The sequence below is a fragment of the Litoribacillus peritrichatus genome (assembly GCF_039537985.1).
GTDB classification, from domain to species: Bacteria; Pseudomonadota; Gammaproteobacteria; order Pseudomonadales; family Litoribrevibacteraceae; genus Litoribacillus; species Litoribacillus peritrichatus.
Genome location: NZ_BAABBN010000015.1, coordinates 177,738 through 190,324, shown reverse-complemented (window position 1 = coordinate 190,324; position 12,587 = coordinate 177,738). Strand labels below are relative to the sequence as shown.

Below are 12,587 nucleotides of genomic sequence, written 5' to 3'. Positions count from 1 at the left end.
CCCTTTACTCGGCTTTTTTCATATCAAGAACAATTGCGGTTGCTACTAACCAGGTCGATATCACCAAAGCAAAATACAACACGTCCCTTACATCTAACACCCCACGGGAAATGGCATTAAAATGAGTTAAGAAGCTCAAAGATGAAATCGCATCTATCAACCAAGCCGGTGCCCAGGATTGAAAAACATCCAGCACCATCGGAAAACCACTGACAATAAACAAGAAGCAAACCACTACGCTCAAAATAAACGCAATCACCTGATTGTTGGTTGTTGCAGATAAACAGCAGCCAATCGCCAAAAAGCCGCCAGCCATGAACCAGCTGCCTAAATAACTTGCTACGATCACACCATTATCCGGATCGCCCAAATAATTCACCGTTACCCAAATCGGGAAGGTTAATAGCAATGCCACTCCGATGAATAACCAAGACGCTAAAAACTTACCGACGATCAGATCCCGGGTTGGAATCGGCAACGTCATAATCAATTCAATCGTGCCGGTTTTACGCTCTTCTGACCAAAGACGCATCGCCAATGCAGGCACTAAAAATAAATACAACCAAGGATGAAAACTGAAAAAAGAGACCAGATCAGCCTGACCTCTTTCGTAAAAATTCCCAAGATAAAACGCAAACACACCATTCAGCACCAGAAAAATCACGGTAAAAATGAACGCCAATGGCGTCGCTAAATAACTGGCGAGTTCTCGCTTAATGACCACACCTAACATGCTCATTGAGTGCCCTCCCTTGTCATTGTTCGAAATACATCGTCTAACCGACCGCGCTCTACAAAGATCTCTTCAGCGTGCAAATTGGACGCTTCAAGAGCCTGGTTAACACGCGACAAAAGACCCGTCGCATTATCCGGAATTAATGTCAGCCAATCCCCTTCATTCAATACCTCAGCAACGCCCTCAATAGCGGACAGTAGCTCAGTATCTACAGCGTCGTTGAACCTAAGTGAAACGGCGTTATGATAACGGGACATGGCTTGCAATTCGGCTGGTGTTCCGTCCGCCACTTTGGTGCCTTGAGCAATGATCATCGCTCTGGTACAGACTGCCGTGACCTCTTCCAGAATATGCGTGGAAATAATAACAATCTTATCTTTAGACAGGTTTTGGATCAGTTCGCGTACATGTTGTTTTTGGTTTGGGTCCAAACCATCGGTCGGCTCATCCAAAATCAGAATTTTGGGATCATGCAAAACGGCTTGCGCCAAACCCACTCGGCGCTTAAAACCTTTGGACAAAGTTTCAATCGGCTGTAACCGAACCGACTCCAACTCCACTTTTTGAATCGACGTCTCAATACGACGTTTTGCCTCTTCGCCTTTAAACCCTCTCACTTCAGCAATAAACTGCAAGAAGGATTCTACGGTCATCTCTCCGTAGCTCGGAGCACCTTCAGGCAAATAACCAATCAGACGTTGGGCAGCAATCGTATCTTTAACAATGTCATGACCATCAATATTCACTGTACCGGCACTGGGCGCCAGAAAACCTGTAATCATTTTCATTGTGGTGGATTTCCCTGCGCCATTAGGCCCTAGAAAACCTAACACTTCACCCGGCTTAACTTCAAAAGACAAGTTATTCACCGCAGTAAAAGTGCCAAATGCTTTCGTCAACTGCTTGACTGTAATCATTGACCTCTCCGTGACTAGCTTAAAACTATCAAGAAACACTATGAGTTTTATAATCCTGCAGAGTTCCGTACCCGAACACCTGCAAATACCAAAATAATTTCGGGCAATATCATTGGGCCTAAAGCCAATTTTTTCAAGCTATTATCTGTTTGATTAGGTAGGTTTATTCTTTTCTTACTTAATAAGTTAGTTGTAGGCAACTCAAGACTTACCTTTAGTTAGCTATAAATCAAGAAAACTTCCTTCGGTAAAACCAGGAATTCCAGTCGCAAGGTCTTGGTTTTTTCTATTCAACCCCGATTATTAAAGAAATCCTCTTTAATTAGATACAAAAGAATGACATTAAAGGTACCTTTCAGGATTGGGATTCCCAATTATTCAGGGTACACTTGCCGCATCGTGGACAAGGGTAAAAGCCGACTCATGAAGAATTTCAACTTTGCCGAACTTATTTTCCGTTTCTTCCGAACCATTCTGGCAAAATGGATGAAAACCACCGTTCAAGGTGGCAGCCCACAGGAATTAGGGCTCGATCCGGAGCAACCCGTACTGTACGCAGTCAGGGTTCCGTCACTTTCAGCACAATTGGTCATTGATCAGGAGTGTACCACCCGAGGCCTGCCTTCAATTCGTTCGCCGATGCCCCAGTTTGGCGAAAAACGAAGTTACATCACGCTCAATCAGCGAAAAGGCAGCATTTTTAACAAGCGGCTGGTACCGGCGCCCTCGGAGCGCCTGATTAAAAGCATCGAAACGTTAAACGAGAATGAAGATCTCGATCTTCAAGTCATACCGGTCACCGTGATTTGGGGTCGTAATCCCGACAAAGAAAAGTCTCTGTTCCGCTCTTTATTCTCGGACAACTGGTCTTCTGCCGGTAAATTCCAGCAGTTCCTGACCGTTCTGATTCACGGTCGTGACACCTTAGTGCAATTCAGCAAGCCAATTTCGTTACGCTCTATCATGAAAGAGAACGAAAGCGCTGAAAAAACCGCACGAAAAATCCAACGTATTCTGCGTGTTCACCAGCGCCGCTCCCGAGAGGCCATCGTTGGCCCCGATTTATCTCACCGCCGTACGTTGATGCGCTCGCTTCTGCACAGTAACGTCATGCGCCAGGCGATCAAGCGAGAAGCAGAAGAGCACAATATTACGATTGAAAAAGCCGAAAAACGAGCGTTGAAATACGCCGATGAGCTGGCTTCCAACATGTCTTATTCAACCATTCGCTTCCTGGAAGTTATTCTATCCTGGGTTTGGAATAAGATTTACGATGGTATTGAAATCAATCATCTGGACAATCTGGAAAAAGTCGCTCGTGGTAATACCGTCATTTACGTACCATGCCACCGTAGTCACATTGACTACCTGCTGCTGTCTTTTCTTCTTTATCAAAACGGATACCAAACACCCCACATCGCGGCAGGTATCAATCTAAACCTACCGATTGTCGGCAGTATTCTGCGACGAGGCGGGGCTTTCTTCATGCGCCGCTCTTTTAAAGGCAACCCGCTGTATTCAAGCTTGTTTAACGAATACATGCACAACATGTTCACCCGAGGCTTCTCTGTTGAATACTTTGTCGAAGGTGGCCGAAGCCGAACCGGCCGAACGTTAAGCCCGAAAGCCGGTGTATTAGCGATGACGGTTCGCAGCTTCCTTCGTGATTCTAAAAAACCGATCAAGTTCATGCCGGTGCATGTGGGTTATGAAAAGATTCTAGAAGGCAATACCTATCTGGGTGAGCTGCGCGGCGCTAATAAAGAGAAAGAGTCGGTAGGTGTGCTATTCAAAGCACTGAAACACCTGAAGAATTCATTTGGTAAAGTTCGAGTTAATTTTGGTAATGCCATTGACCTGAAAACCGAACTGGACGCTTTCAGACCTGGCTGGCGCGACGAGGACTTAGGCGAAGATTTTCGTCCTGAGTGGCTGAACGAATTTGTCGATCAACTGGCCAACCGTGTTGTCACCCACATCAACAGCAGTGCCTCAGTGAACCCAATCAACTTGATTGCAGCGGTGCTGTTGTCCACGCCAAAGCAAGCGCTGAGTGAACATGTTTTAGTTGATCAGTTAAACCGTCTGAAGCGACTCATGGTTGATACCCCATACAGTGAGTTGGTAACGCTGCCGGAAGGCAACGGAGCCGACTGGGTCAAATACGCAGAAGACATGAAAGCCATCAGCCGTAAAGAACACTCACTGGGCGACATCATCCTGACCGATGAAACCCAGGCGGTACTGTTGACCTATTATCGCAACAGCATCTTACACTTGTTGGCCATTCCATCCCTGATTGCAACGCTTTGCTCGAACAACCCATCCATTGAGCGGGGCTATGTGGTGCGCTTATGCCGCTGGATTTACCCATATTTAAGGAATGAACTTTTCATTCATTGGAATGAAGATCAGGTAGAAGCCAATGTAAATTTATGGATTGACCACCTGGTTGATCAAGGGTTAATCAAGCTGGATGGCAACTGTTTACTCAGCCCGGAAGCAGGCAGTTCCGAGTTTGTAACCTTGCAATTAACAGCACAACCGATCACAGCAACCATGGAGCGTTACTACATTGCCATCGAATTACTGCGCATTCGGGGCAAAGGGGTGCTTGATGCCAAAGAATTGGAAAAACAAGCAACGGCGATGGCTGAACGCCTATCCATTCTGCACGGTTTAAATGCGCCAGAGTTCTTTGATAAAGCCTTGTTCAGAGGCTTGATCAACATTCTTCTGGAACGAGGTGTGATCACTCAGGCCGAAGACGAAACCCTGCATTTCGATGAACAGATCGATACCATTGCAGATGACGCGCGTCTGATCCTCAACTCACAGGTCCGACACAGTATCCTTCAGGTGACTCGACATAGCCCGGAAGAAGAGCAAGAAACAAAAGAGGCAGAAAAAGTCGAAGACGCATAAATTCTGAGGAAATAGAAAACCAACAGGAATACAACCCAAAAAGCCCCGTATTTGTAAAAATACGGGGCTTTTTATTTGGAGTACTTGTTTGCAGAGTGCTTCAGGTTTCGAGCGCTATAGCAGCCCTCGAATGGATTTAGAAACCACCAAAGACTTCAGCTCATCCGGTGCAATGTGATTGCTCATTCCCAAACGCACCAGCGTCTGTAAATAATACTTTAGAGCCTCGTTCGAGCTTTGCTTAATCAGTGGCGTAGTATCAATCAATACGTTCAGCCGCTGAATCAACTGATCCGCCAACCCGTTTAAATAGGCCTCAACAGAGCCACACGTTTTATACAAATCCATGGCATTCACTGCGATCCCTTCTGTTCGGGGAAAGTGGGACAACATCAGATTCCAGGCGTCCCCCTCAGCATCCTGATCGCCGCTTTGCCGAAAATCGCTTCGAAATAACACCGTCGGAATATCCAACTGTTTTGCCACCATAAACTCAGCAACTGTACCTGAATCAAGCTCTGGCCCATCAAACTGGGCCAGTAACAAGTCACAACCAATCAGCGCCGCATAGTCCGCATTTCGAATATCCTTGGAACGATGCGTGGGCAATTCCAAAGATTGAGGTAAGACCGCCTTGAAACGGCCTTCAGAGCGGCGTTCTATAGCATTGGCCAGCATTTCATTGCCAATCAGACTTTTGTAACTGAACAGCTCTCCGGCCAAATAATAACTGTACGACTCAGAACTCATGCTTGCTGCTTCCTGTTATCTGACATCCCTTTATTCGACAACCTTTTGTCCGACACCCTTTTATCCGACATCTAGCCCTCTGAGCGCCAGATAGATTCTGAAATAAAGCATTATTAATCGAACAATAAGCAAACAACTATAAGCCACCCAGCAAGTCATTTAATAGCTTCTTAGTACCGTCAATGTCACCAGACATCCCTAAATAATCGGCTTTGATGGTATCGGCATCCGACAATTCATCCTGCAACATGGCATCCAAACGCTCGGTCACTTCCGCTTTATAGGTCGCAAGTTGACCTTCCAAGGCTTTGTTCAACACCGAACTCAGTACATCATCCAGATTGGATTTAATCGCCACTCCAGGTTGATCCAAACTGCCACTGAGAGTGGCATCAGCATCAATGTTCGAAATGGACGCCAGCGCATCTTTTGCAGATGGGTACTTCTCAAACATATCGCCCGTCGAGGTCAAAGACACAGCACTCATGTCCATGTTGACAGTACCCGATAATTGCTCATCTTGCGTTTTGATCTTGGCCACAATGTCGGCTAACCCTTTCGATAATTCAAAGTCGCCGGATAAAGGCAGCTTATCCACCTGATAGCCCTGCATGTTGGTTTCCAGCGCTATGATCGACTGCTTTCTTAAATCCACTGAAACCGCCAAATCGGCCGACTTCACTTGGTCGTTTAATAACTTAAGATCCAGTGACGTGGGTTTATCCGTAAGTTTTTGCTGATCGGTTATATCAGACGCCGTTCCGTTAAAACCAAACGGAACACCCAAACCACTAAAGTCACCGCTGACTTCGGCCTTCTTAAACCACACCAGTGGTTGCGGTCGCTCCTGATCAAAGCGAACAAAAATACCTTTTCCTCGCTCAACCACTACCTCTTCAGGCTCTGAAGCTTTAGCTTCTCCCATTCCCGAAGTCATTTCTTTCAGCTGTTTCAGATAACCTTTAAGCTCTGGCCCGAACAACATTTGAGCCACCTGATCGGTGCCCCCTTCGACTCCGACTTTATGCAATAAGTGATCGGCCTCTTGTTTCGGCGAATCCTTGAGTTCAGCCACCCGACGCTTTATTTCCGCCACGGTTTTGTCGAAATCTTTACGAAGTTGCTTGGCTTCTTTCAGATCACCATCGATGTCTTCCTTAAGGTCTTTCGCTTTGGACACCATTTTCAGCTTACCCATAAACCCTTTAGCGCTTTTAATTTCTTTAAAGCGGGCTTTATAGTCGTCTATTTTCTTTTCATCTTTCAGCGCATCAATGCGTTGCTTAAATGCCTCTTTGTTCGCATCAACGTATTGCTTTAGTGCTTGGTAACGCTGATAGGTCAATGAATTTTCTTTTTTCACTAACTCATCAATGTCTGGCAAATCCAAACCTGGCAGTGACAACGCTTCACCCGCCGACTCAGTCACTTTGTCGTCAACATTGTCCAACGTAACGATGTCACCAATCTCGCCGGAAGTGGTTCTTTCGGTATTAAACTGAATGCCTTTTAACTTGGCTTGATCGGAAATCAAGTGACCCGACAAAGCTTCAAAAGCATCAATGCTGACCGAAATTTCATCCACCTCTAACTGGTTTCTCATCGGCTGTTTTTTATCGGCCACTTCAAGCCCGGTCAGAGCCAAAGACGGCTTCGCCCAATCAACACTGACTTCATGCAAGGAAACTTTAGTGGATAAGGCGCGAGTTCCCGCCTGTTCAATCACAAATTTCAAAAGAGGCTCAATAACGAAATACGCAAGAATTACCAATACCGCAGCAACGCCTAAACCAGACCAACGAATCATCCCTTTCATGATTAAGCCCCCAACCCTTCGTACAACTTATAAAATTTGCTTCCTTTCAACATCTGGACAATCTTAAATTTCTCGACAAACTTCTGAACATTGCCCCGATATTTCTTCACGAAGAGAATCGTCAGCAGATAAACAGGCACCCACAACACAAGAATGGTGGCTGTCGCGCCCATCACTAAGGAATTATTAAATGCCGTCAGTTTCCAGAAACTGGATTGAATCAATCCTCCCCAAAGTTCCGCCAGAGAAGGGTTGGTCAGTAAGTTGTAACCCACCTGATGCAGAGCAGGATCAAAGATATAGGCAACCCCTTCAAATAACCCCCACACCAATAAAAACAGGGTCAAATTTGCTTTGAACACACAAACCAGGATGAATAAAAACAATAAGAACATGGAAAAACCAGGCATCAAACCAATGGCTAAGCCAAAACAAACCGCCAACGCCAGGTGACTGGGGTTTTGATCTGAATTCAAAAGTTTCAAGAGTTTGGCAAATATTGTCAGCATGTCCGCTCCCTAGAGGTTTGCTGTAGAAACTGTAAGAAATAAAGCTGCGTTAATTTTTTAAGTAAGTGTAACTGTCTACTCATGTTTTCACCAACCCAAATCCGAATGACCAACTAATGTTACTCAAGCTATCTAAGATTCAGGCTGGTAATTTCTTAAGAACTTTGAAATGATGACCGCCATAAAGTTTCAAACAATCGTTTGATTAACCGTCAGACACAGGAATCCTCTATGGCTACTTCAGCAACATCGAATGACCAGCGTGTTCTTTTTAATGTAAAAGATAACATCGCCTATGTTTCATTAAACCGACCAGAGAAACACAACGGTTTAGATTTGGATGTTTTTAAACAGCTCATCGACACCGCCAAAAAAATCACAAAAGACAAAAGTATTCGAGCGGTGATCCTAACCGGTGAAGGGGACTCTTTCTGCGCAGGACTGGACTTCAAAGCCGTCAGCAAAAAACCAAGCATGATACCCCAACTGTTTCTGAAAATGCCGTGGACCCAGTGGAATGATTTCCAGAAGGTTGCATTAATTTGGCGAAACATTCCTGTGCCGGTGATTACAGCCATTAAAGGCAACTGCTTCGGCGGCGGCTTACAAATTGCCTTAGGCAGTGATTATCGTATTGCCAGACCGGATGCCAGCTTATCGGTCATGGAAATTAAGTGGGGATTAATTCCGGACATGAGCGGAACAGTCACTCTGACGACGCTGACACGCTATGATATCGCACAAGAATTAACAATGACTGGCCGCCAGTTTTCAGGCCAGGAAGCTTATGATTTCGGTATCGTCAGTAAATTAAGTGACGACCCATTGGCAGAAGCCACCGAACTGGCAAAAACCATTGCCGAGAAGTCACCCGATGCCATCGCTGCCACCAAGTTCCTTTTCCGCAAGACCTGGAAAGCCAACCCGGTAACAGCCTTACTATGGGAGCGTTGGACTCAAATGCGCTTACTGGGCCGCAAGAACCAACGCATCGCAATGAAAAACGGATTGTCTGGTAAGAAAGACCCCTTCATCGATCGCTCTTCTTTTTGATACGCAGGCGAAAGACCGGCATCGAGTAAAATAGAAAAGAGCCTGAATCATGGCTCTTTTTTATTTACCAAAGATTTTTTCCTTCACTTGCGACGTCACCACCTCCAACGGCTTTTTTAACCGTGTCGGACGACGAACCAACTCGCCTGCACAATTCGGGCACACGCAACTCATCGCTTCAGTACAGGTTTTGCAAAACGTACACTCATAAGAACAAATATACGCTTCTTGCTGCAACCCGGTTTCTGCATTGCATTTTTCACAGTGTTTTTTCATTTTAAGCATGAGTATCTCCCTTGTTGACTGACGCAGTGTATAAAATCCGGTGTAAACAACAATGGTCAAATCGGTCATCTCAAGTTTGAATTTTGCCTTTTAAAGCACCGATCCTAATGAGCAAAAAACAAACAAATTTAAGTTACAAATCTTCAACAAGTAAATGATTCATTTTTAGTTGCATTCCCCAATATACTCCAATAGTTGAACAACTATTCAACAAACGGATTTAGAATTCCACCAAGTACGGTTAACGTAACATTCACGATAGAGGTATTCATGTCTCCAGAGACTTTATTTAACTCCCTTTGGGAACAGTACATTGCGTTAAACCCTGCCGTTGCTGAAATCCACCAGCTGTTTGCTGAGCATGAAGACCAGGTCATTAATGATCACATTGCCCTTCGCACCTTCCAGCACGAGAAAGTCGGCATCAGTAAAGTCGCCAAAGTCTTCGAAGAACTGGGCTATCGCCGTTGCGGAGAATATACCTTTGTAGAAAAGAAACTAAGCGCCGTTCATCTTGAACATCCAGAACAACCCTCACTGCCAAAAGTGTTCATCAGTGAACTAAAGCTCAACGAATGTTCTGAAGAGTTACAGCGCATTATTCAAAGTGAAGTGATAAACAGCATTGACCCGGACTTAGCCAATTCAGCGGAATTTTGTTTTTCAGGCCGAAGCTGGGATAACATTTGTTACGACACCTATGAAATGCTGAGGCAAGAATCCGAATACGCCGCCTGGATGTACGTTTATGGCTACATGGCCAATCACTTCACGGTAAAAGTCAACGCGTTAAGCCGCTTTGAAAGCCTGGAAGACGTGAACGCATTTGTAGAAAGCCATGGCTTCCAGCTCAATCAAGTGGGCGGTGTGATTAAAGGCTCTCCAGAACAGTGCCTTGAGCAATCATCCACGATTGCAGAAAAACGGCCGGTTACCTTTATCGAAGGCAACCGCGAAATTCCAAGTTGTTTTTATGAATTTGCCCGCCGCTACCCAACCGAAAATGGCATCGAGTTTTCGGGCTTCATTGAAGGCAATGCCGACAAGATCTTTGAAAGCACCAACATGAAGTAACACCAAGTCAATTTCAAAGGCCGTCTCAAGGGCAAAATCAAAAGCAATCCAGAAACAAAAAAGTCAGAGCATTGGCTCTGACTTTTTCGATATCACTGGATATCATGTCATAAATCGGTGACATCAACCCGGTATAAGCATTACTTAGTCGATCAACCCGTATTCATCGCGCAGCACCTGAATGATCTCTGCTTTCGGGTTATCCGAAATGTTCAGCGTTTCACCGATAACTTTTTCGGCAATGCCTACGTAAGTTTCAGAGACATTCATTAAGACCTCTAACGGCAGCTCATTATCTCTGGCCAGCGCCTGGCGTTCATCCATTCGGTCTTTATTCAACAAAATGTCCGGGTCAGGAAAATGATTTAACAATAACTGTCGGAAGCCTTCTTTCGAGTTTTCCACAACCTTACCGTCACGATACTGCGGGCCATCCCAAATACGAGAAGAATCCGGCGTGCCCACTTCGTCCATATAAATCAGTTTTTCATTCCCGGCCGCATCGTTCACATAGCCAAATTCAAATTTGGTGTCCACAAACACCTGATCCAGCTCCGCCAATGCATTTGAAATCACGCCAAAGCCATCTTTCAATAGCTTCTCATACACATCAATGTCGGACGATTGAGTAAAGTTAAAGGCTTGAAAGTTGTTGGTAATGTCATCGCGGGTAATGTTCACATCATCCACTTCTGGCACGCCAGGAATGCCTTTCAAAATACCTTTGGTTGAAGGCGTAATCAGAAGCTCCGGTAATTTCTGATCTTTTTTCAAACCGTCCGGCAGCTGTATACCACAGAACTCTCTTTCACCTTTCTCATACGAACGCCACATAGACCCCGTAATGTATTGGCGGCAAATGGCTTCAATCATCACCGGACGTGCTTTTTGAACAATCCACACAAACGGATGAGGAATGTCGAGAATATGGCTGTCGGCCAAACCTTGCTCACGAAACAGCTTAAACCAATGATTGGAAATCGCATTTAAAGCCGCGCCTTTGCCCGGAACGCCTTTCATGCCGCCTTCGCCTTGCCAGATACAGTCAAATGCCGAGATGCGATCACTGATGACCATAATCGCCAACGGCGCATCTTCGGCCACGTCGTACCCTTTTTCCTGAATCAGGCGTTTGCTGTCGGCTTCTGTTAACCAATAAACAGACCGTACTTTACCACTGTGCACCGGCTTATCTGTACGAATGGGCAGGTCATCATTTACAGCCAAAACTTTATCAGCAAGACTCATCATCTAATTCCTGTTAACTCATGTTGAGAATTTAAGGTAAGCTATCGATCGCTTGAAAACGCGCATACTACCAGATTTGATCTTCCTAGGGTATTTAGCAGTCATGAATAACCAACCATTTTCGCCAGCCAAACCCACCGCTCGACCGGCAACACAACCCACAACAAAACCCAGGCAAGCCAATGCGTTTGAGCGACTCCGAAACCGACGGTTAAACAAAGCCACCAAACCTTTTCAAGCCCGGGGCGCCTCCGTTGAACGATGCGGTGACTGCTTTCTCAGTTCCGCCGCCTGTATTTGCAGTTGGCGAAAACAAATGCATTGCAACATCGACATTGCTTTGCTGATGCATAATAAAGAAATCCTGAAACCAACCAACACAGGTCGATTGATTGCGGACTGTTTTCCCGAACAATGCCATGCGTTTGAATGGTCTCGTACCGAACCATGCCAGGACATCATTCACCTGCTACAAGACCCGAACCGTCAGTGTTTCATTCTCTTCCCCGGTGAACTTGTACCCGACCGGGAGGTTTATCATAACCCTCAACAAGACCAACTGGCTGACCTCTGCCAGCACAAAACACCCACCGTCATTTTATTAGACGGCACCTGGAAACAAGCCCGTAAAATGCTGTATCAGAGTGAGTGGTTACAAACCCCGCCCATTCTATCAATATCGCCAGAGCACTCCGCCACTTATGCATTACGCAAAGCGCCGAAAGAGCACCAGCTATCCACAGCCGAAGCAGGAGTTATGGTACTGAACGCCTTTGGGGAAGCGAAACAAGCCCGTCTGCTCCATCAATATTTCGAATTATTCAATCATCACTACCGGGCCATTCGTCGAACCATGGCGCCTGAAATGAACATCATCCACCAGCAAATGGCTGCAATAGACGAATAACCTGCCTTAATTAACCATGACCGCTTCAAGCTGGAACACGCTATTTGTTGTGGCTGCCATCACACATCGGAGGATTTAGCGTAGACTTACAGCCACAGAAAAACACCGTCGTTGACTCGGTCGCTTCGTATTTCATCGGTGAAAACTCACTGCCTTTATGCGAGCCATCACAAAATGGCTGGGAAGCACTTAATCCGCATGCGCACCAAAAGTATTTTTTACCCGCTTCCACATCCACAGCAAACGGCGTATCAGAAGCTCGTTTGGGTCTCGTCATTTTGATGCTCCTCATCTCATCAAGCATTAACGCTAAGCATAGATAAGATTTGGTCGGTGCCAAGCGAATCGTTTACCGCTCAGTAATAAA

The 12,587-nt window shown here is 45.6% G+C and carries 12 protein-coding genes; 4 read left to right on the top strand and 8 right to left on the bottom strand.

Annotated features, from left to right (window positions below; genetic code table 11):
* Positions 1–4: 4 nt before the first annotated feature.
* Together ABD744_RS20270 and ABD744_RS20265 are read right to left on the bottom strand one after the other, a co-directional pair.
* Entirely contained in the window at positions 5–739 is a 735-nt protein-coding gene (locus ABD744_RS20270) for an ABC transporter permease (protein WP_344800420.1), read from the bottom strand.
* Entirely contained in the window at positions 736–1,653 is a 918-nt protein-coding gene (locus ABD744_RS20265; protein WP_344800419.1) for an ABC transporter ATP-binding protein, read from the bottom strand. Before ABD744_RS20265 ends, ABD744_RS20270 begins: the two co-directional genes overlap by 4 nt.
* A gap of 423 nt (positions 1,654–2,076) precedes the next feature.
* Between ABD744_RS20265 and plsB the strand changes: the two genes are divergently transcribed.
* Positions 2,077–4,578: a glycerol-3-phosphate 1-O-acyltransferase PlsB gene (plsB, locus tag ABD744_RS20260; RefSeq protein ID WP_344800418.1), complete on the top strand. Its 2,502-nt coding sequence runs from the start codon at positions 2,077–2,079 to the stop codon at positions 4,576–4,578.
* Positions 4,579–4,692: 114 nt separating this feature from the next.
* On the opposite strand, the gene ABD744_RS20255 is transcribed toward plsB, so the two are convergent.
* The 3 genes from ABD744_RS20255 to ABD744_RS20245 all read right to left on the bottom strand — a co-directional run bounded on the left by ABD744_RS20255 (position 4,693) and on the right by ABD744_RS20245 (position 7,653).
* Positions 4,693–5,328 (bottom strand): nucleoside 2-deoxyribosyltransferase, encoded by a 636-nt coding sequence (locus tag ABD744_RS20255; RefSeq protein ID WP_344800417.1) that lies wholly within the window; start codon positions 5,326–5,328, stop codon positions 4,693–4,695.
* A 136-nt stretch (positions 5,329–5,464) separates the two neighbouring features.
* Entirely contained in the window at positions 5,465–7,144 is a 1,680-nt protein-coding gene (locus ABD744_RS20250; protein WP_344800415.1) for a TIGR03545 family protein, read from the bottom strand.
* A 2-nt stretch (positions 7,145–7,146) separates the two neighbouring features.
* The gene (locus ABD744_RS20245; RefSeq protein WP_344800414.1) at positions 7,147–7,653 is read right to left on the bottom strand and encodes a TIGR03546 family protein; all 507 of its coding nucleotides are present in this window, start codon (positions 7,651–7,653) and stop codon (positions 7,147–7,149) included.
* Between the two features lie 231 nt (positions 7,654–7,884).
* On the opposite strand from ABD744_RS20245, the gene ABD744_RS20240 reads away from it, so the two are divergent.
* Positions 7,885–8,706, top strand: coding sequence for a crotonase/enoyl-CoA hydratase family protein (locus ABD744_RS20240; RefSeq protein ID WP_344800413.1), 822 nt, complete (start codon positions 7,885–7,887; stop codon positions 8,704–8,706).
* A 60-nt stretch (positions 8,707–8,766) separates the two neighbouring features.
* Here the strand turns inward: ABD744_RS20240 and ABD744_RS20235 are convergent, their stop codons facing one another.
* Complete coding sequence (locus ABD744_RS20235) at positions 8,767–8,991, bottom strand: DUF1272 domain-containing protein (protein ID WP_344800412.1); 225 nt, start codon at positions 8,989–8,991, stop codon at positions 8,767–8,769.
* A 270-nt stretch (positions 8,992–9,261) separates the two neighbouring features.
* Between ABD744_RS20235 and ABD744_RS20230 the strand changes: the two genes are divergently transcribed.
* Entirely contained in the window at positions 9,262–10,065 is an 804-nt protein-coding gene (locus ABD744_RS20230) for a DUF1338 domain-containing protein (RefSeq protein WP_344800411.1), read from the top strand.
* Between the two features lie 144 nt (positions 10,066–10,209).
* Here the strand turns inward: ABD744_RS20230 and ABD744_RS20225 are convergent, their stop codons facing one another.
* Positions 10,210–11,313, bottom strand: coding sequence for a phosphoribosylaminoimidazolesuccinocarboxamide synthase (locus tag ABD744_RS20225; RefSeq protein ID WP_344800410.1), 1,104 nt, complete (start codon positions 11,311–11,313; stop codon positions 10,210–10,212).
* A gap of 103 nt (positions 11,314–11,416) precedes the next feature.
* Between ABD744_RS20225 and ABD744_RS20220 the strand changes: the two genes are divergently transcribed.
* Positions 11,417–12,220 carry a tRNA-uridine aminocarboxypropyltransferase gene (locus ABD744_RS20220; protein WP_344800409.1) on the top strand — a complete coding sequence of 268 codons (804 nt, stop codon included), beginning with the start codon at positions 11,417–11,419 and terminating at the stop codon, positions 12,218–12,220.
* Between the two features lie 40 nt (positions 12,221–12,260).
* Here ABD744_RS20220 and ABD744_RS20215 read toward each other — a convergent pair whose 3' ends face one another.
* A complete protein-coding gene (locus tag ABD744_RS20215; protein ID WP_344800408.1) occupies positions 12,261–12,497 on the bottom strand; it encodes a CDGSH iron-sulfur domain-containing protein in 237 nt (78 codons plus the stop codon).
* Positions 12,498–12,587: the final 90 nt, after the last annotated feature.

Excerpts from the sequence above, each read along its gene's own strand:
- plsB (WP_344800418.1), top strand. The coding sequence starts at position 2,077 with ATGAAGAATTTCAACTTTGCCGAACTTATTTTCCGTTTCTTCCGAACC.
- ABD744_RS20250 (WP_344800415.1), bottom strand. The coding sequence starts at position 7,144 with ATGAAAGGGATGATTCGTTGGTCTGGTTTAGGCGTTGCTGCGGTATTG.
- ABD744_RS20235 (WP_344800412.1), bottom strand. The coding sequence starts at position 8,991 with ATGCTTAAAATGAAAAAACACTGTGAAAAATGCAATGCAGAAACCGGG.
- ABD744_RS20265 (WP_344800419.1), bottom strand. The coding sequence starts at position 1,653 with ATGATTACAGTCAAGCAGTTGACGAAAGCATTTGGCACTTTTACTGCG.
- ABD744_RS20255 (WP_344800417.1), bottom strand. The coding sequence starts at position 5,328 with ATGAGTTCTGAGTCGTACAGTTATTATTTGGCCGGAGAGCTGTTCAGT.
- ABD744_RS20230 (WP_344800411.1), top strand. The coding sequence starts at position 9,262 with ATGTCTCCAGAGACTTTATTTAACTCCCTTTGGGAACAGTACATTGCG.
- ABD744_RS20225 (WP_344800410.1), bottom strand. The coding sequence starts at position 11,313 with ATGAGTCTTGCTGATAAAGTTTTGGCTGTAAATGATGACCTGCCCATT.
- ABD744_RS20240 (WP_344800413.1), top strand. The coding sequence starts at position 7,885 with ATGGCTACTTCAGCAACATCGAATGACCAGCGTGTTCTTTTTAATGTA.
- ABD744_RS20220 (WP_344800409.1), top strand. The coding sequence starts at position 11,417 with ATGAATAACCAACCATTTTCGCCAGCCAAACCCACCGCTCGACCGGCA.
- ABD744_RS20245 (WP_344800414.1), bottom strand. The coding sequence starts at position 7,653 with ATGCTGACAATATTTGCCAAACTCTTGAAACTTTTGAATTCAGATCAA.
- ABD744_RS20215 (WP_344800408.1), bottom strand. The coding sequence starts at position 12,497 with ATGACGAGACCCAAACGAGCTTCTGATACGCCGTTTGCTGTGGATGTG.
- ABD744_RS20270 (WP_344800420.1), bottom strand. The coding sequence starts at position 739 with ATGAGCATGTTAGGTGTGGTCATTAAGCGAGAACTCGCCAGTTATTTA.